This window comes from Pseudomonas eutrophicaquae (assembly GCF_023544715.1).
Lineage (GTDB): Bacteria > Pseudomonadota > Gammaproteobacteria > Pseudomonadales > Pseudomonadaceae > Geopseudomonas.
Window position 1 is genome coordinate 97357 of sequence record NZ_JAMJEZ010000005.1, and the last position, 18101, is coordinate 115457.

Consider the following 18101-nt stretch of genomic DNA (forward strand, 5'->3'; position numbering starts at 1 on the left):
ACTCTCCTGTGGCACTGACCGTACTCGGCCTTTCCGGCGCCCTCAGCCATGATCCGTCGGCGGCGCTGTACATCGACGGCAAGCTGATCGCCGCCGTCGAAGAAGAGCGCTTCGTGCGCGACAAGCACGCCAAGAACCGCATGCCCTACGAGTCGGCCAAGTTCTGCCTGGAGCAGGCCGGTATCAAGCCGAGTGATGTGGATGTGGTGGCGATTCCCTTTGCGCCGATCAGCATCTTCGACAAGGCGCGCTGGCACTACGCCAAGCGCTACGCCTACGCACCGGATCGTGCGCTGGATGCCATCCTGTTCGGCAACCGCCGCTACTACCGCTACAAGAAGCGCATCCAGTGGTGCCTGCAGCAGCTCGGTTTCGACCTGAAGAAGGTCAAGATCGAGCCGGTCGAACACCACCTGGCGCACGCCTCCAGCGCCTACCACTGCTCCGGCTTCAGCGAGAAGACCGCGATCATGGGCATCGACGGCAAGGGCGAGTACGCCACCACCTTCTTCGGCTGGGGCGAGAACGGCAAGATCCACAAGATCAAGGAGTTCTACGACCCGGATTCGCTCGGTGGCCTGTACGGTGCAATCACCGAATTCCTCGGCTTCGAGATGCTCGATGGCGAGTTCAAGGTGATGGGCATGGCGCCCTACGGCGACGCCGCCAAGTACGACTTCTCGCGCCTGGCGAAATTCGAGAACGGCGAGCTGACCATCAACACCGACTACGCCAACGTCATCGGCTTCCGCCGCTACAAGGAAAACGGCAAGGGCTACTACTTCTCGCCCAAGCTGATCGAGTGGCTGGGCCCCAAGCGCGAAGGCGACATCGCCGACGACCCGTACATCCACTACGCCGCCGCCATGCAGGCGCTGTTCGAGAAGCTGGTGCTGGAGATGATGGACTACTACCTGGGCGACATCATCAAGCAGACCGGCAAGATCGCCTTCGCCGGCGGCTGCGCGCTGAACGTCAAGCTCAACCAGAAGATCATCGCCCGTGACGAAGTGAAAGAGCTGTTCGTCCAGCCGGCGGCCGGTGATGCCGGCACTGCGGTGGGCGCCGCCGCCTACGTGTCGGTGGCCCGCGGCGTGCCGGTGGAGAAGATGGAACACGTCTACCTCGGCCCGGCCTACTCCAACGAGGACGTGATCGCCGCCTGCGCCCGTCATCCCAACGCGCCGAAGTGGCAGCGCATCGACAACACGGCCCGGCGCATCGCCAAGATCATGGCCGATGGCAACCCGGTGGCCTGGTTCCAGGGCCGCATGGAGTTCGGCCCGCGCGCCCTGGGTGGTCGCTCGATCATCGGCTGCCCGAGCGTGCCGGGCGTCGCCGACCGCATCAACGAGCAGATCAAGTTCCGCGAGCGCTGGCGGCCGTTCTGCCCGTCGATGCTCGATACCGTGGCGCCGCAGATGCTCAAGGTCGATCACCCGAGCCCGTTCATGACCTTCACCTTCGAAGTGAATGAAGAGTGGAAGACCCGCGTGCCGGAAGTGGTCCACGAGGACGGCACCTCGCGCGCCCAGGTGCTGGAGCGCCGGCACAACCCGCGCTGGTACGAGCTGATGCTGGAGCTGGAGAAGCTCACCGGCAATGGCGTGTCGCTGAACACCTCGCTGAACCGCCGCGGTGAGCCGATGGTCTGCTCGCCCACCGACGCGCTGAACATGTTCTATGGCTCAGATCTGCGCTACCTGATCATGGAAGACGTGCTGGTGGTGAAGGACGGGATGGACTGGTATGACGCCGTCTGAGACGCGGACCACCGAACAGCCGTGGGTGCTGCAGTTCTGCCACGGCTACGGCGGCCCGTTCCTCGATTGCGCGCGGCAGTACGCCGTGCTGTTCAAGGACACGCCGTACAAGGTCTGTACCGTCTACCTGACCGGTGCACCGAGCGTCGAAGCCGAGTGTGGCTCGGCTTCGGACGAGGTGATCTTCCTCGACTACGACAGCAGGGATATCCGCGGTCTCAAGCTCGGCGCCATGCGCCGGCTGCGCGAGATAGTCGCCGGTCGTGACTTCCGCTTGTGCATCGCCCACCGCTTCAAGCCGATCTACATCGCCCTGCTGGCCACCCGCTTGCCGGTGGTCGGCGTGCACCATGCCTTTGGCGTGTACCAGCGGCGCATGCGCCGCTGGTTCATCAATCGTTTCCGCTCCCGCCTGCTGCTGCTTGGCGTTTCCAATGCGGTGCGCGATGAGATGCGTAGTCATCTGCCGGGCTGGGAGCCTGAGCGCATCGAAACCCTCTACAACCGCATCGACGTGGCGGCGGTGCAGGCCGAACAGGTTGCCCGTGAGCAGGCTCGCGAGGTGCTGGGGTTGCCGCAGGAGGCCTGGGTGGTCGGCAATGTCGGCCGCCTGCACCCGGACAAGGACCAGGCTACCCTGATCCGCGGTTTTGCCCAGGCGCTGCCGCAGCTGCCCACCGGCAGCCTGCTGGCGATCATGGGCACTGGCCGCCTGGAATCGTCGCTCAAGGCGCTGGCCGTGGAGCTGGGTGTCAGCGAGCGGGTGCGCTTTCTCGGCCAGGTGCCGCAGGGCCGCCGCTACTTCAAGGCCTTCGACGTCTTCGCGCTGACCTCCGACCACGAGCCGTTCGGCATGGTGCTGCTGGAGGCGATGGCCGCGGGTGTGCCGCTGATCGGCTCGGACTGCGGCGGCGGGCGTGAGGTAGTGGAGGGGGCAGGGCAGCTGTTTGCGCTGGGGGATGCGGCGGCGCTGGCCAGCGCCCTGACTCATCAGGCCGGCACGGATCCGGCTGCGGTCACCGCCTGGCTGGCAGCGCATTTCAGCGATGCAGCAGCGCGGCAGGCCTTCTGGCAGCTGGCCTCGGTGCGCGATCTGCCGGCGTTGCCGATGCTGGCCGGCGAGGCGGGGCGATGATCAGCTGGCTGCGTGCCCTGGCATGTCGGCGCTGGCTGCGCCGGCGTCAGATCAAGCTGTCGCTGGACAGGCGCCGCCTGCCCCGCGGTGCGGAGCTGTGGATGGAGAGCGGTGTATCCATCGGTGATGTACTGCCAGCGTTCCGCCAGCTGCGGGTGGGGGCGATGACCTATATTCGCAGTGGTTGCGAGCTGATCAATGTGGCGCAGATCGGGCGTTTCTGCTCGATCGGCAACCAGGTGATCATCGGCCAGGAACGGGCCGGTCATCCGCTGGACTGGGTCAGCTCTCATCCATTCCAGTACACCGGTACGGCGCTGAGCTATGAGGGCAGTGGCCCGGCGGCGCAGATCGGGCATGACGTCTGGATCGGTCGCGAGGCGATCATCATGGAAGGCGTGCGCATTGGTACAGGCGCTGTGGTGGCGGCGCGTGCGGTGGTGACCGCCGATGTCCCGGACTATGGCATCGTGGCCGGCAGTCCGGCCCGCCTGCTGCGCTACCGTCACAGCGAAGCGTTGCGGGCGGCCCTTCTGGCCAGTGCCTGGTGGGAGCTGCCGCCGGCACAGTTGCAAGGGCTGCCGCTGGATCGCCCGGAGGCGTTTCTGGCGGCCCTGACGGCGCAGCGTCCGCCGTCCGGACATCGACAAGTGCGGGTCACCCGCGCGCATTACGCGGACTGTACGGGCGAGGAGATGTGGCAGTGAAGGTGCTCTTTCTGGTCCAGGCCGAGCAGCGGGCGATTCTCGACCGGCTTTATGAGGGAATCGCGCAGCACTGCGACTGCGATATCCGCTGGCTCGATGGCCGCCAGCAGGCCAATCTGCGGCGTTACTTCCACCAGCATGTGCAGGTCGAGCGCTACGAGCGCATCCTGTTCTTCCTGCGTTTCAAGCAGGAAATCCGTCAGGTGAGCTTCATCCGCAGCGTGCCGAATCTGGTGATTCTCGAGCACGATGCCTACCAGAACTACATTCCCTGCAAGTACACCGGCAAGTTCAGTGCCCATTACCGGCGCCTGCCCTGGGCGCGGGTGATCAGTTCGGGCTATCAGGTGGTCCAGCGCCTCAAGGCTGAAGGGGTGGACGCGGTGTTCGTGCCCAAGGGCTATGACCAGGCACTGCTGCAGAATCTGCAGCTTGAGCGGGACATCGAACTGGCCTTCATCGGCAGCACCAAGAGCGGTGCCTACAGTGCCCGCAAGGCGCTGCTCGATGAGCTGGGCCGTCAGGAAAACCTGCTGATCACCCGTACCCGTTCAGGGGACGAATACCTGAAGACCCTCAATCGCATCCGCTTCTTCGTCAGTGCCGATGTCGGAATGGGCGAGTACATGATCAAGAACTTCGAGGCGATGGCCTGCGGCTGTGTGCTGCTGGCGTATGACCAGGGCGAGGCAGAAAACCGCGCGCTGGGCTTTGTCGACATGGAAAACCTGCTGCTGTATCGCAGCGTGGATGAGCTGCTGGAAAAACTGGCCCGGTTGCGTGCCGATCCGGCCCTGGCGGCACGCATCGCTGCCAATGGACAGGCGCTGGCTACCGAGCGTTACAGCTTTGCCAGACTGGGCGAGGACATCGTCGAGGCGCTGCGCGCACCGCTGCGCCCGGCACCGATACCAGGCTGGCTGTGCCGCCTGCGCAACCGGCTGGGGATTTGAGATGCGCGATCCGAAAATCCTCTTTCTGATTCCCTATTTCGGGCGCTGGCCATTCTGGATGCCGTTCTTTTTGCGCAGTTGCGCGGCCAATCCCGATATCGACTGGCTGTTTTTCACTGACTGCGGCGTACCGCCTGGCGCACCGCAAAATGTGCGCTTTGAGGCCTGCAGCTTTGCCGACTACTGCCAGCAGGTCTCGTCGCGTCTTGGCATCGACTTCCGGCCGCAGAGCCCCTACAAGCTGTGTGATCTCAAGCCGGCACTGGGCGAGGTGCATGCCGATCGTCTGGCGGGTTATGACTTCTGGGGATTCAGTGATATCGACCTGATCTACGGTGATCTGCGGGCTTATTTCAGTGCCGAGCGGCTGGCGCGCGTGGATCTGCTCTCGACCCATGCCCGGCGGATTTCCGGGCACCTGTGCCTGCTGCGCACCAGTGTGCGGATGCGTCAGGCGTTCATGTCGGTGCCGAACTGGCGCACCCTGCTGGCCGACAATGCCCACAGTGCGTTCGATGAGGGGGCTTTCAGCCGCCTGTTCATCCGTCACAAGGGCTGGCCGGCACCGCTGCGGCGCCTGGTGGATGCCTGCAACCCCTGGCGCCGGCGCAGCGAGTTTGTCGAAGCCTTCAGCACGCCTAACGGACGAGTCGCCTGGCATGATGGCAGCCTGCGCTTTCCCGAGCGCTGGATCTGGCGCTCGGGCCGGCTGTACAACGATCGTGATGCTGAACGCACCTTTCCCTATTTCCACTTCATCGGCTGGAAGTGCGATGCCTGGCCTGCCCATGATGAAGCGACGCTGCGCGGTGATTCCGGCTTGCCCGCACAGTCGGCCTGGAGCGTGACCGCCCAGGGCTTTCAAGAGGTTTGATCCGTGATCTTTTCCAAGGACAGCGATGTCACGCTGGTAGTGACCAGCTGCGGTCGCTTTGATCTGCTCAAGCAGACGCTGGCCAGCTTCGATACGTTCAATACGGCCCCGATCCGTGCGGTGCTGATTACCGAAGATTCCGGGGATCCCGCCGTGCAGGCCTGTATCCCCGAGTACTGGCGCGAGCACACCACGTTTTTCATCAACCAGCCGCGCCTGGGCCAGCTGCGCTCCATCGATCTGGCCTACGCTCACGTCAAGACGCCGTGGATCTTCCACTGTGAGGATGACTGGGCCTTCTATCGCCCGGGCTTCATCGAGGATTCCCGTATTCTGCTGGAGGATGACCCGCAAGCCTTGCAGGTCTGGTTGCGCAGTCTGGCCCATGATCTGGCGATCCACAGTCCTTATGTGTTTCGTGGCCCGCGCCGCATCGTGCAGGGGGTGGCAGCGTATGAGGTCTGCTCGCAGAAGGCCGACTGGCAGGGCTTTTCCTTCAACCCCGGGCTGCGCCGACTGGTCGACTATCAGCAGCATGCACCCTATGCCGGGCATGCCAGCGAGAAGGAGCTGTCGCGCTGCTATGCCCAAGCGCAGCGTCATGCGCTGATCCTTGAAAACGATGCGGTGCTGCATACAGGCTTCGAGGATCATGTCGCCGTACCCGAGGAGCAGCGCAAGAAGGCCAGGCGGCGCCGGCAGGAGCGTCTGCGTCTGCTGCTGGCCCTGGCAGTGGGGGTGCTGTGCGGATGGCTGTTGTGAGCCTGCTGGTTCGAGTGCGTCAGGCGCTGCCCGGGGAGCGCTATTTCGGGCTGGCTGTGCTGGTCTTCATCGCCAGCTACCTGCTGCTGCCGACCAGCAAGATGGTCAACAACACCTTCTATGCCTTGATTGCTCTGCCGGCCCTGCTGGTGATGCTGTTCTCGGCCCGTCAGCGGATCGTGCCCGGCGTGGCGCTGCTGGGCTGGGCGCTGCTGCTGGGCTGGCTGCTGGGGCTGGCGATCCGTGTGGAGGATGGCCAGTCCGCCAAGCATGTGTTGTATGTCGCACTCTTCCTGCTGGCGGTCAGTCAGCTGGTCGATCTGCAGCGGCTGCGCCAGCGCACGGTGGTTCGTACGCTGTTCTGGGCGCTGGGTTTGTATGTGCTGCTGTCGGCGCTGTGGTACTGGGCGAGTGGTCGCTATGGCGTGGGCGAGCGGGTGTTATGGCTGCCCGGGCGCATGACCGGGCCGATCTTTACCAGCATGTGGCTGGTGTGCTGCCTGGCGTTGGTCATGCCGCTGTGGTGGCGTGAGCGGCATCTGGGAGAAATGCTGGCCGGCAATCTGCTGGTGCTGTTTTGCATCAGCTATGTGTTGCAGAGTCGCTCCGGGCTGGTGGGTCTGGCGATCTTGTGGGGCCTTCTGCTCGGTGCCGTGCTGCTGCGGCATCGCCAGCTGCTGCTGCCAGCGCTGGCCGGGCTGACGGTGCTGGCGGGCGTGTGTGCCTGGGGGGTCATGCAACTGCCGGAAATGGCCAGCCTGTGGCAGCGTGCCGACTCCGGGCGCCTTGAAATCTGGGGCAAGCTGCTGGATGAGTGGCGCAGCTGTGGCGTGATGACGGGCTGTGGTATTGATCATGTGATTGCCTCGACCTACAGGGACGGAGCCTTCATCCAGCACCCCCACAACCTCTATCTCTCCCTGGGGCTCTACAGCGGTCTGCCGGCCCTGCTGCTGTTCCTGACGCTGTTGCTTCTGGCGCTGCATACCGCTTGGCAGCGGCGTGATGCCTGGGGGCTTTATCTGCTGCTGGCAGCGGTGATGCTCAACTTCGATGGCAGCCGTCTGGTGGGCAATCCCGATGAAATCTGGCTGCTGATCCTGCTGCCGATGGCGCTGCTGATGCAGCGACCGGCCGACATGCCACGCTGAGTGCCGCCAAGGCGGGCAGGCCTCACGCCTGCTCGCAGAGTGCCCAGAGTGCCGCGCTGTCGAAAGGCAGCCCCTCTTTGCGCAGGTACTTTTCAAAGTGCTCGCGATTGCGTCGGCGCAGCAGCGCGCCGAGGGCGCGACGACGGACCTGCATGTCGGCAATATCGATCAGACCAAACTCGCCTTGCGGGGTCAGAACGATGTTGCCGGGATGCAGCGAGCGAAAATACACCCCGCTGGCATGCAGATGGCGGATGAAGGCTGCCAGATCCGGCAGCAGGGCATTCCAGGCCCCCGGGTCGCGGCGCAGGCGCTGACTCAGGGTTTCACCGGGCAGCGGCTGGTAGCGCACCGCCGTCCAGGCCGGGTCATCCAGCTGGTAGAGGGTATCGGGTTGCAGCGTGGGGATGCCCAGGCGCTTCAACCCCTCTGCGTTCCGCCAGAAACGTATGGCATGGGGCCGCCACAAGGCCGAAGAGAGCAGGCGTTTGCGACGAAACAGCTTGAGGATATCGCCACTGGGCAATCGGTATACCTTGGGGCCGAAGCCGTCCTCCTCGAGGATGGTGGCCCCCTGGATCAGCCGGTTCAGTTCGGCGCGAGGCAGGGGAGTGTAGTTGGGCACGGGCAGCTCTCGATGAATCAGGCGGGCATGATGCCCGGATGGTCATGGCGCTGTCATCCGCCTGCGGTGCGCACCGCCGGGCAGCAGGCGGCAGTGATACTATAGCGCCCTCCCTTGGTGACCCCGAGAGCCGTGATGAGCGAGCCCGTCAGGCAGGCGAATGCCTCCAGCCTCAAGATCTACCTGCGCCTGCTGGCCTATGTGAAGCCCTATATCGGCTATTTTCTGGTCAGCATCCTTGGCTATGTGATCTTCGCGTCGACCCAGCCGATGCTGGCCGGCATTCTCAAGTACTTTGTCGATGGGCTGGCCAATCCGGATGCCGCCCTGTTTCCGCAGGTGCCCTGGCTGGCCGAGTTGCCGCTGCTGCACGCGGTACCGCTGCTGATCGTGCTGATCGCCGCCTGGCAGGGGTTTGGCTCGTTCCTGGGCAACTACTACCTGGCCCGCGTCTCGCTCGGGCTGGTACATGACCTGCGCGTGGCGCTGTTCAACAGCCTGCTGAGCCTGCCCAACCGCTATTACGATGCACACAACTCCGGGCACCTGATCTCGCGGATTACCTTCAACGTCACCATGGTCACCGGCGCGGCCACCGATGCCATCAAGGTGGTGATCCGCGAAGGGCTGACGGTGGTGTTCCTGTTCGCCTACCTGCTGTGGATGAACTGGCAGTTGACCCTGGTGATGATTGCTATCCTGCCGGTCATTGCTCTGGTGGTGAGCAGTGCCAGCAAGAAGTTTCGCAAGCAGAGCAAGAAGATCCAGGTGGCGATGGGTGATGTCACCCATGTCGCCTCGGAAACCATCCAGGGGTATCGGGTCGTGCGCAGCTTTGGCGGCGAGGCCTACGAACAGCAGCGCTTTCTGGCTGCCAGCGAGGACAACACCCGCAAACAGCTGCGCATGGTCAAGACCGGTGCGGTCTATACCCCGACCCTGCAGCTGCTGATCTACAGCGCGATGGCGGTGCTGATGTTCCTGGTCCTGCTGCTGCGCGGTGATGCCACCGCTGGTGACCTGGTGGCCTACATCACCGCCGCCGGCCTGCTGCCCAAGCCGATCCGCCAGCTCTCCGAGGTCAGTGCCAATATCCAGAAGGGCCTGGCGGCGGCCGACAGCATCTTCGAGCAGCTCGATGAAGCCCCGGAAACTGACGCCGGTACGGTCGAGCGCGAGCGCATCGATGGACGACTGGAGGTGAAGAACCTCAGCTTTGCCTACCCCGGCAGCGAGCGCCGTGTACTGCAGGACATCAGCTTCAGCGTCGAGCCCGGGCAGATGGTGGCGCTGGTCGGGCGTTCCGGCAGTGGCAAGTCGACGCTGGCCAGTCTGATTCCAAGGTTCTACCAGCACGCGGATGGGCAGATCCTCCTTGATGGGGTGGAGGTGGCCGATTATCGCCTGAGCAACCTGCGCCGGCACATCGCGCTGGTCACCCAGCAGGTCACCCTGTTCAACGACAGCGTGGCCAGCAACATCGCCTATGGCGATCTGGCCGGCGCCCCGCGCGAGGCGATCGAGCAGGCGGTGACCGATGCCTATGCCCGCGAGTTCATCGACAAGCTGCCCCGGGGGCTGGATACCGAAGTGGGCGAGAACGGCGTGCTGCTCTCCGGCGGCCAGCGCCAGCGCCTGGCGATTGCCCGCGCATTGCTCAAGGATGCGCCGCTGCTGATCCTCGACGAAGCCACCTCGGCGCTGGACACCGAGTCCGAGCGGCACATCCAGGCGGCGCTGGACCGGGTCATGCAGGGGCGCACCACCCTGGTGATTGCCCACCGCCTGTCCACCATCGAGAAGGCCGATCTGATCCTGGTGATGGATCAGGGTGAGATCATCGAGCGCGGCAGCCACGCCGAGCTGCTGGCCCGGGGCGGTTTCTATGCCCGTCTGCACGCCATGGGGCTGGATGAGCAGCCGGCCACACTCTGAGCAAACACCCGCACCAAGGAAGCACAAATGGCAGCAAGCAATATGTTCCGTGCCGATATCAATGGACTACGCGCCTGGGCAGTCGCTGCGGTGGTGCTCTATCACTTCGGCGTACCAGGGCTTGGCGGTGGCTTTGCCGGGGTCGATGTCTTCTTTGTGATCTCAGGCTTCCTGATGGCCGGCATCGTCGAGCGTGGCCTGGCACAGGGTAATTTCTCGCTGGCGCGCTTTTATGCCGCGCGTGCTGCGCGCATCTGGCCGGCACTGCTGGTGGTCTGCCTGTCAGTGCTGGCACTGGGCTGGTTCCTGCTGGTCGACTCCGAATACAACCGACTCGGCAAGCATGTACGGGACAGCCTGCTGTTTTCCTCCAACCTGCGCTATGCCGATGAAGCGGGGTATTTCGATAGTGCCTCTCACGGTAAATGGCTGCTGCATACCTGGTCATTGTCGGTCGAGTGGCAGTTCTATCTGGTGTTCCCGCTGGCCTACCTGCTGCTGCGCCGCCTGCTGGGTGTTGAGCGCCTGAAGCGGCTGTTGCCCCTGCTGACACTTGCACTGCTGCTGGTTTCGGTGTGGATGGTGCAGCGCATGCCGACCGAGGCATTCTTCACCCTGCAGTCGCGGGCCTGGGAGATGCTGGTCGGCGCGCTGGTGTTTCTGTATGTCCCCCGGATGGCATGGCGTACGGGCGTGGCTCGACTTCTGCACTACGCAGGCTTTGTGCTGATTGCCGTCTCCTTCGCACTGGTCGATGAGCTGGCTCAGTGGCCCGGCTGGCCGGCGCTGCTGCCGGTACTGGGTGCGGCGCTGGTGATCGCAGCGGCGCAGCCTGGTGTGCTGGTCAGTGGCCGGCTCTGGCAGTGGCTGGGCGACAAGTCCTACTCGATCTATCTCTGGCACTGGCCGGTGATGGTGCTGCTGCATTTCTTCGAGCGTGCCGGCCAGGGATTATGGGTGCTGGGCGGGATTGCGTTGTCGCTGCTGCTGGGTGGGCTGTCCTATCGCCTCATCGAGCAGCCGGCGCGCCGCTGGCTGTCGGCACTGCCGCCCTGGCGGGTGCTGCTTGTCTGCCTGCTGGTGATCGGGTTGGCCGCCGGCCTTGCCCAGTATGTACGCAAGCACACCTTCACGTCCCGTCTGCCGGCCCAGGCCGAGCACTATGCCCGCCAGGCTGATAACCATGATCCGCGCCTGTTCGAATGTCTTCGAGACAAGGAGGCATGTCGTTATGGCGAGGGACCAACCGATCTGCTGGTGCTGGGTGACAGCCATGCCGCTTCAGTGATCACTGCTGTGGCGGCCAGTCGCGAGGCGGGGCGCAGTGTGCTGCTGCGGGCGCGTTCAGCGTGTCTGATGGTCTTTGGTGCACAACGCAGCGGCAGCAGCGCTGCAGCCTGTGCTGCACTGCAGGGCTGGGCAATGAACGAGCTGTCCACGCTCGATCCGCAGATACCGCTGCTGCTGGTCAACCGCACCAGCAGTTACGCCTTCGGCGGCATGCCGGGGGAGGCGGGGGAGCCGGCTGGTCGGCCAACCTTCTTCTTCTCGCGCCCCTACCGTACGCCGGAGCCGGCCTATCTGCAGGAGTTTCGCAGGCATTACCTGGATACCCTTTGCACGCTGGCCCGCCAGCGCCCGGTCTATGTGCTGCAGCCCATGCCGGAGATGCTGCTCAATGTCCCCGAAGCGATGGCTCGCGATGCGATCATCGGTCGTCAGCGTGAACTCTTTTTGCCGCTGGATGCCTACCAGCAGCGACATGCCTTTATCCGCGACCTGCAGCAGGAAGCCGCCAGACAGTGCGGCATAAAGCTGCTCGATCCGCTGCCTTATCTGTGTCCCGAAGGTCGTTGTCTCGCGGTCCAGGAGGGTCGTGCGCTCTATTACGATGACGACCACCTGAGTGAGTTCGGCAACCGCCTGCTGGTGCCGCTGTTTCGCAGCATCCCGACCGGTATACCGCACTGAGTACGTCTCTTTTCTTTCAGTCAACATCGGAGCCTTTCATGCCGCTGTCCATGCCCCGTTTCGATCAGGCCCCCGTGCTGGTGGTCGGTGATGTCATGCTCGACCGCTACTGGTACGGCGCGACCAGCCGCATCTCACCGGAGGCGCCGGTGCCGGTGGTCAAGGTCGAGCAGAGCGAGGATCGCCCGGGGGGAGCCGCCAACGTCGCACTGAACATCGCCGCGCTCGGCGCGCCGGCCTGGCTGGTCGGGGTGACCGGTACCGACGAGGCGGCCGACAGCCTGACCGCGCGCCTGACCGCCGCCGGGGTCGATGCGCGCTTTCAGCGCATCCAGGGGCAGCCGACCATCGTCAAGCTGCGGGTGATGAGCCGCCATCAACAGCTGCTGCGCATGGATTTCGAGGAGCCCTTCGCGACCGATGAAGCGGCACTGCTGGCCGAGGTCGAGGCGCTGCTCAATCAGGTGCGGGTGCTGATCCTCTCCGATTACGGCAAGGGTGCGCTGAAGAATCACCAGGCGCTGATCCGCGCCGCCCGAGCGCGCGGGGTGCCGGTGCTGGCCGATCCCAAGGGCCGTGACTTTGCCATCTACCGCGGTGCGACCTTGATCACCCCCAACCTCAGCGAGTTCGAGGCGGTAGTCGGGCGCTGCGCGGATGAGGCGGAGCTGGTCAGCAAAGGCCTGGCGCTGCTGGCCGATCTTGAGCTTGAGGCCCTGCTGATCACCCGCGGTGAGCACGGCATGACCTTGCTGCGCGCCTGCCAGCCTGAGCTGCACCTGCCGGCCCGTGCCCGCGAGGTGTTCGATGTCACAGGGGCCGGCGATACGGTGATTTCTACCCTGGCCAGCGCGCTGGCGGCCGGCGAGCCGCTGCCCCAGGCCGTGGCGCTGGCCAACCTGGCCGCCAGTATCGTGGTCGGCAAGCTGGGCACCGCCACGGTCAGCGCGCCGGAGCTGCGCCGCGCTGCGGCGCGCGAGCAGGGCGCCGGGCGTGGGGTGATGACCCTCGATCAGTTGCTGCCGGCCATCGAGGATGCCCGTGCCCATGGCGAGCGCATCGTGTTCACCAACGGCTGCTTCGACATCCTGCATGCCGGCCATGTCACTTACCTGGAGCAGGCCCGCGCCCAAGGCGATCGGCTGGTGGTGGCCATCAATGACGATGCCTCGGTGACCCGCCTCAAGGGACCAGGCCGGCCGATCAACAGCGTCGATCGGCGCATGGCGGTGCTGGCCGGACTCGGCGCTGTGGACTGGGTGATCAGCTTCAGCGAAGACACCCCAGAAAGCCTGCTTGAGCGCATCTGCCCCGAGGTGCTGGTCAAGGGCGGAGACTATGGCCTGGACGGCGTGGTCGGCGCGCCGATCGTGCTGGGCTATGGTGGCGAGGTGAAGGTGCTGAGCTTCGTCGACAGCTGCTCGACCACCGCCATCGTCGAGAAGATCCGCGGCTGAGGGCCGGTGCCACTGCCGGCAGGTGCCCGCTGTGCGGGCTGGCCGGCAAACTGCTCTTTCAGTCTTTTGCCTGTGTTATTCTCCGGCGCTTGATTTCCCGGCCGGCCCCTGAGTCTTATCTATGAAACCTACCCCCAAATCGGATCTTGAACAGGCCTTGCTGGCCTGCAAGGGCAGCTTCCTCGCGGTCGGCTTCTTCAGCCTGTTCGTGAACTTCCTGATGCTGGTGCCCTCCTTTTACATGCTGCAGGTCTACGATCGGGTCATCGCCTCGGGGAGCACCTCGACGCTGGTGATGCTGACGCTGATCCTGGTGCTGCTGCTGGCCACCATGGGCTCGCTGGAGTGGGTGCGCTCGCGGATCATGGTGCGCATCAGTACCAAGCTGGACACCATTCTGGGCGGTCGGCTGTACAAGGCCAGCTTCAAGCAGGCGCTCTACAGCGGCGGGATGAACGCCTCGGCACAGCCCTTGAACGATCTGACCGGCCTGCGCCAGTTCCTCACCGGCAATGGCCTGTTCGCCTTCTTCGACGCGCCCTGGCTGCCGGTCTATCTGGCCGTGATGTTCATGTTCCACCCGTGGTTCGGCTGGTTCGCCGTGATCTGTGCGGCTGTGCTGATCTTCCTCGCCTGGGCCAACGAGCGCCTGACCGGCCAGGCCCTCAAGGAAGCCAACAAGGAAAACCTCTCCGCTACCAGCTTTACCACCAAGAATCTGCGCAACGCCGAGGTGGTCGAGTCGATGGGCATGCTGCCGCAGCTGCTGCGCCGCTGGCAGGAGAAGAACAACCGCGTGCTGGAACTGCAAGGCATGGCCAGCGATCGCGCCGGGACCATCACGGCGCTGTCCAAGACCACCCGCATGCTGGTGCAGTCGCTGATCCTGGGCATCGGTGCCTATCTGGCCCTGCAGCAGGAAATCAGCCCCGGCCTGATGATCGCCGGCTCCATCCTGCTTGGTCGCGCCCTGGCGCCGATCGACCTGATGATCGGCTCCTGGAAAGGCTTCACCGCGGCGCGCGGCCAGTATGAGCGCCTCAATGAGCTGCTGGTGCAGATTGCCGCCGAGCCTGAGCGCATGTCGCTGCCTGCCCCGCAAGGCGCGGTCACGGCCGAAGCGCTGATGGTCACCCCGCCGGGCGCCAAGCAGCCGGTGGTCAAGGGGGTCAGCTTCCAGGTGGCGCCGGGCGAGTCGGTGGGCATCATCGGCCCGAGCGGTGCCGGCAAGTCGACCCTGGCCCGCGCCCTGCTGGGCATCTGGCCTGCGGCCCACGGCAAGGTGCGTCTGGATGGCGCTGATGTCTTCACCTGGAAGCGTGACGAGCTGGGGCCGCACATCGGTTACCTGCCGCAGGACATCGAACTGTTCGAGGGCAGCATCGGCGAGAACATCGCCCGTTTCGGTCCGGTGGATGCGGCGGCGGTGGTCGAGGCGGCGCGTATCGCCGGCGTCCACGAGCTGATCCTGCAGTTCCCGCAGGGTTATGACACCGTGATCGGTGCCAGCGGCGGCGGCCTCTCCGGTGGCCAGCGCCAGCGCATCGGCCTGGCGCGTGCCGTGTACGGCAAGCCGCGGCTGATCGTGCTCGATGAGCCCAACTCCAACCTGGATGATCAGGGCGAACGGGCACTGGCCCAGGCCATGGCACAGCTCAAGGCGAGTGGCACCACCTTGTTCGTCATCACCCATCGCACCAGCGTGCTGTCGTCGGTGGACAAGCTGATGGTGCTGCGCGATGGCGCGCTGGCCATGTTCGGCCCGCGTGATCAGGTCCTGGGTGAACTGCAAAAGGCCCAGCAGAGTGCTGCCGTGCAGCGCCCGGTCGGCAACACATAAACGGATCGACAGAATGGAAAGCCCCGTGGACAAGTCCAAACAGCAATCTGACGCCGTCAGCCTGCCGGCGCAGCCGCAGACCAACGACCTTTCGGTACGCCGTATCGGCTACCTGATCCTCTTTCTGACCTTCGGTCTGTTCGGCTCCTGGGCCGTGCTGGCACCGCTGGACAGCGCCGCACTGGCCCCGGGCGTGGTCACGGTCAAGAGCTACCGCAAGACCGTGCAGCACCTTGAAGGCGGCATCGTCAAGACCCTGCATGTGCGCGATGGCGATGTGGTGCAGGCCGGCGATGTGCTGATCGAGCTGGACGGCACCCAGACCCTGGCCGAGCTTGAAATGGTCCGTAGCCAGCTGATCGCCGCCCGTGCCATGGAAAATCGCCTGATGGCCGAGCGTGATGACCTGGAGCGCGTCAACTTCGCCATGACCCCGGAGGGCAACGACCCGCGGGTGCTCGAAGCCCAGCAGAACGAGGAGCGCATCTTCAACGCCCGGCGCAGTGCCCGCTTGGGCGAGATCGATGTGCTGAAGAAGCGCGCCGTGCAGCTCAACGAGCAGATTCGCGGCTTCCAGGAAGTGATCGTCAGCAAGCAGGAGCTGGCCCGCTCCTACGAGAGCGAGGTAGGCGAGCTGCGCACCCTGCTCAAGGAAGGCTTTGTCGACAAGCAGCGCATGCTCGAGCAGGAGCGCAGTGTGACCCGCCTGCGCTCGGAAGTGGCCGATCTGCGCTCCTCGATTGCCCAGGCGCGCCTGCAGATCGGCGAGACCGAACTGCAGATCGCCCAGCTGCAGAAGAACTTCGTCGCCGAGGTGGTCAACCAGCTGGCCGAAGTGCAGACCCAGGTGTTTGATCTCAGCGAGCGCTTTGCCGCGGTGCAGGATCGCGCCCGGCGCATCCAGATCCGTGCCCCCGAGGCCGGCATGGTGCTAGGCATGAAGGTGCACACCGTCGGCGGGGTGGTAGGACCGGGCACGCCACTGCTGGACATCGTGCCCTCCAGCGAAGACCTGATCGTCGAGGTGCAGATCTCGCCGGTGGACATCGACCGGATTGCCCCCGGCAAGCTGGCCGACATCCGCTTCAGCGCCTTCAACAGCGCCACCACGCCGGTGATCGAGGGCACGCTGACCCAGGTGTCGGCCGACCGGCTGATCAACGAGCAGACCGGCATGCCTTATTACCTGGGCCGCGTCGAGCTGACCGACAAGGGCCGCCAGGATCTGGCCGAGCTGGTGCTGGTGCCCGGCATGCCTGCCGAGGTGCTGCTCAATACCGGCTCGCGCACCCTGTTCAACTATCTGGTGCAGCCGGCAACCAATGCGTTTGCCCGCTCGCTGATCGAGGACTGACGCCATGGCTCATCGCAAGGCTCACCTGAAGACGGCCGTCTGCACGGCCACCCTGATCGCCGCACTGGGCAGTGCCTGGCCGCTATGGGCGCAGCCTGCCACGGGCGCAGATCCGGACACCCGCACGGCCAGCACCGCGCCGGCGGCGCCTGGCGAGGCGGCGATGCTCGAGACGGTGGCCAGCGAGGCAGCCGCCGACACCGGGGCGATCGATCAGGTTGCCCGTGTGGTAGAGCGCGCTGCCGCGGCCGAAGATGCGGCCCGCCAGGACGCCGCCGCGGCCGAGGCCGGTCTTGAGGATCTGTGGTCGCTGTTCCAGGAAGCGGTGATCGATGATCCACGCATCCTGGCGGCCGCCGCACGCCGCGAGGGGGGCAGTGGTCGCGAGCGCGAAGCCTTCGGCCAGTTGCTGCCGCAGATCAGCGCCAGCGCCAGCGCCAGCCGCACGCTCTACAAGGTCGAGGACCGCGACATCCGCGAGCTGTACAACGGTGAGCGCTATGCGCTGGGGGTCACCCAGGTCATCTACGATCCGGAGACCTGGTACAACTACCGCCGCTACAGCGAGCTGGCGCGCCGTCTGGCGGCCGAATACGACGCAACCCTCGAGGAGGCCACCGTCGATCTGGTCGAGCGCTATTTCATGGCGCTGGCGGCCGAGGATGAACTGGAGCTGGTCAAGGCCGAGCGCCGTGCCACCCAGCGCAACCTCGACCGCGTGCAGTCGCTGTTCGATCGCCAGCTGGCGCGCATCACCGACGTGCTGGAAATCTCCGCGCGGGTCGATGCGCTGGTGGCCACCGAGATTGAGGCCCGCAACAAGGTCGAGGTCAGCCGCGAGGCGCTCTCGGAGCTGGTAGGCCGTCAGGTCAGCGGTCGTCTCAAGCGCATCGGCAGCCAGGCGAGCTTCACGTTGCCGGTACAGGGCCGCGACTACTGGGTCGACCTGGCCCTTGAATCCAATCCGGCCCTCAAGGCCCGGCAGAGTGCGGTGGATGCCGCGCTGGCGGGGCTGCGCCAGGCTCGCGCCGGCCATCTGCCCTCGGTCAGCGCCAACCTCACGGCCCAGCGCAGCGACATCGGCTACGAGAACAGCGCCTCGCCACGGACCGACACCTACGTGGCGGGCCTCGGTCTGCGCGTGCCGATCTACAGCGGCGGCTCGACCAGTGCGCGGGTCTACGCCACCCAGCAGGACCTGATGACCGCCGAGCACGAGCTGGAGGCGGTACGCCGTCAGGTGATCCGCGAGACCCGCACCGCATTCTACAGTGTGGAAGCCGGGATCAGCCGCATCAATGCCTCGCGCAAGGCGCTGGATTCAGCGGAGAAGGCGCGCATTGCCACCGAGCGCTCGTTCGGCTTCGGGGTGACCAATGCGGTGGACGTGCTCAACACTGTCAAGGAAGAGTACGCGGCCCGGCGCGACCTGCTGCGCTCGCAGTACGACTACATCATGAGCCTGATGGTGCTGCGCCGCTGGAGCGGTACCCTGGCCGAAGAGGATGTGCGCAAGACCAACGAATGGCTGGTCGCGCCGGATGTGGCGCAGCGTCCATAATGGGCTCAGACGG

14 protein-coding genes are annotated in these 18101 nt (G+C 65.1%); 13 read left to right on the forward strand and 1 reads right to left on the reverse strand.

What is annotated here, in order from left to right; genetic code table 11:
• Positions 1-8 precede the first annotated feature (8 nt).
• From MXC11_RS03790 to MXC11_RS03820, 7 genes are read left to right on the forward strand one after another with little or no spacing between them, the layout of a single operon-like run.
• Positions 9-1763, forward strand: coding sequence for a carbamoyltransferase family protein (locus MXC11_RS03790; protein WP_250005580.1), 1755 nt, complete (start codon positions 9-11; stop codon positions 1761-1763).
• Positions 1750-2898 (forward strand): glycosyltransferase, encoded by a 1149-nt coding sequence (locus MXC11_RS03795; RefSeq protein WP_250005583.1) that lies wholly within the window; start codon positions 1750-1752, stop codon positions 2896-2898. The genes MXC11_RS03790 and MXC11_RS03795 overlap by 14 nt, the downstream gene beginning before the upstream one ends.
• Complete coding sequence (locus MXC11_RS03800; RefSeq protein WP_250005585.1) at positions 2895-3605, forward strand: LbetaH domain-containing protein; 711 nt, start codon at positions 2895-2897, stop codon at positions 3603-3605. The genes MXC11_RS03795 and MXC11_RS03800 overlap by 4 nt, the downstream gene beginning before the upstream one ends.
• Positions 3602-4558 carry a glycosyltransferase family protein gene (locus MXC11_RS03805; protein ID WP_250005587.1) on the forward strand — a complete coding sequence of 319 codons (957 nt, stop codon included), beginning with the start codon at positions 3602-3604 and terminating at the stop codon, positions 4556-4558. Before MXC11_RS03800 ends, MXC11_RS03805 begins: the two co-directional genes overlap by 4 nt.
• 1 nt (position 4559) lies before the next feature.
• Positions 4560-5432, forward strand: coding sequence for a DUF6625 family protein (locus MXC11_RS03810; RefSeq protein ID WP_250005589.1), 873 nt, complete (start codon positions 4560-4562; stop codon positions 5430-5432).
• A 3-nt stretch (positions 5433-5435) separates the two neighbouring features.
• The gene (locus MXC11_RS03815; RefSeq protein ID WP_250005591.1) at positions 5436-6194 is read left to right on the forward strand and encodes a glycosyltransferase family 2 protein; all 759 of its coding nucleotides are present in this window, start codon (positions 5436-5438) and stop codon (positions 6192-6194) included.
• The gene (locus tag MXC11_RS03820; RefSeq protein WP_250005593.1) at positions 6182-7345 is read left to right on the forward strand and encodes an O-antigen ligase family protein; all 1164 of its coding nucleotides are present in this window, start codon (positions 6182-6184) and stop codon (positions 7343-7345) included. The genes MXC11_RS03815 and MXC11_RS03820 overlap by 13 nt, the downstream gene beginning before the upstream one ends.
• Before the next feature lie 22 nt (positions 7346-7367).
• Here MXC11_RS03820 and MXC11_RS03825 read toward each other — a convergent pair whose 3' ends face one another.
• On the reverse strand, positions 7368-7970 hold the full coding sequence (locus MXC11_RS03825) for a lipopolysaccharide kinase InaA family protein (RefSeq protein ID WP_250005595.1): 603 nt from the start codon (positions 7968-7970) through the stop codon (positions 7368-7370).
• A 135-nt stretch (positions 7971-8105) separates the two neighbouring features.
• Between MXC11_RS03825 and msbA the strand changes: the two genes are divergently transcribed.
• The 6 genes from msbA to MXC11_RS03855 all read left to right on the forward strand — a co-directional run bounded on the left by msbA (position 8106) and on the right by MXC11_RS03855 (position 18088).
• Complete coding sequence (gene msbA, locus MXC11_RS03830) at positions 8106-9905, forward strand: lipid A export permease/ATP-binding protein MsbA (RefSeq protein ID WP_250005597.1); 1800 nt, start codon at positions 8106-8108, stop codon at positions 9903-9905.
• 27 nt (positions 9906-9932) lie between these two features.
• Positions 9933-11876 carry an acyltransferase family protein gene (locus MXC11_RS03835; RefSeq protein WP_250005599.1) on the forward strand — a complete coding sequence of 648 codons (1944 nt, stop codon included), beginning with the start codon at positions 9933-9935 and terminating at the stop codon, positions 11874-11876.
• Between the two features lie 38 nt (positions 11877-11914).
• Positions 11915-13333: a bifunctional D-glycero-beta-D-manno-heptose-7-phosphate kinase/D-glycero-beta-D-manno-heptose 1-phosphate adenylyltransferase HldE gene (gene hldE / locus MXC11_RS03840; protein WP_250005601.1), complete on the forward strand. Its 1419-nt coding sequence runs from the start codon at positions 11915-11917 to the stop codon at positions 13331-13333.
• A gap of 121 nt (positions 13334-13454) precedes the next feature.
• Positions 13455-15173: a type I secretion system permease/ATPase gene (locus MXC11_RS03845; RefSeq protein ID WP_250005602.1), complete on the forward strand. Its 1719-nt coding sequence runs from the start codon at positions 13455-13457 to the stop codon at positions 15171-15173.
• 13 nt (positions 15174-15186) lie between these two features.
• Positions 15187-16527, forward strand: coding sequence for an HlyD family type I secretion periplasmic adaptor subunit (locus MXC11_RS03850; RefSeq protein ID WP_462938094.1), 1341 nt, complete (start codon positions 15187-15189; stop codon positions 16525-16527).
• Between the two features lie 4 nt (positions 16528-16531).
• Complete coding sequence (locus tag MXC11_RS03855; protein WP_250005604.1) at positions 16532-18088, forward strand: TolC family outer membrane protein; 1557 nt, start codon at positions 16532-16534, stop codon at positions 18086-18088.
• Positions 18089-18101: the final 13 nt, after the last annotated feature.

What these genes read in the sequence shown, in the direction of transcription:
- MXC11_RS03795 (WP_250005583.1), top strand. Translation starts at nt 1,750, where the DNA reads ATGACGCCGTCTGAGACGCGGACCACCGAACAGCCGTGGGTGCTGCAG.
- MXC11_RS03800 (WP_250005585.1), top strand. Translation starts at nt 2,895, where the DNA reads ATGATCAGCTGGCTGCGTGCCCTGGCATGTCGGCGCTGGCTGCGCCGG.
- MXC11_RS03810 (WP_250005589.1), top strand. Translation starts at nt 4,560, where the DNA reads ATGCGCGATCCGAAAATCCTCTTTCTGATTCCCTATTTCGGGCGCTGG.
- MXC11_RS03820 (WP_250005593.1), top strand. Translation starts at nt 6,182, where the DNA reads ATGGCTGTTGTGAGCCTGCTGGTTCGAGTGCGTCAGGCGCTGCCCGGG.
- msbA (WP_250005597.1), top strand. Translation starts at nt 8,106, where the DNA reads ATGAGCGAGCCCGTCAGGCAGGCGAATGCCTCCAGCCTCAAGATCTAC.
- MXC11_RS03835 (WP_250005599.1), top strand. Translation starts at nt 9,933, where the DNA reads ATGGCAGCAAGCAATATGTTCCGTGCCGATATCAATGGACTACGCGCC.
- hldE (WP_250005601.1), top strand. Translation starts at nt 11,915, where the DNA reads ATGCCGCTGTCCATGCCCCGTTTCGATCAGGCCCCCGTGCTGGTGGTC.
- MXC11_RS03845 (WP_250005602.1), top strand. Translation starts at nt 13,455, where the DNA reads ATGAAACCTACCCCCAAATCGGATCTTGAACAGGCCTTGCTGGCCTGC.
- MXC11_RS03850 (WP_462938094.1), top strand. Translation starts at nt 15,187, where the DNA reads ATGGAAAGCCCCGTGGACAAGTCCAAACAGCAATCTGACGCCGTCAGC.
- MXC11_RS03855 (WP_250005604.1), top strand. Translation starts at nt 16,532, where the DNA reads ATGGCTCATCGCAAGGCTCACCTGAAGACGGCCGTCTGCACGGCCACC.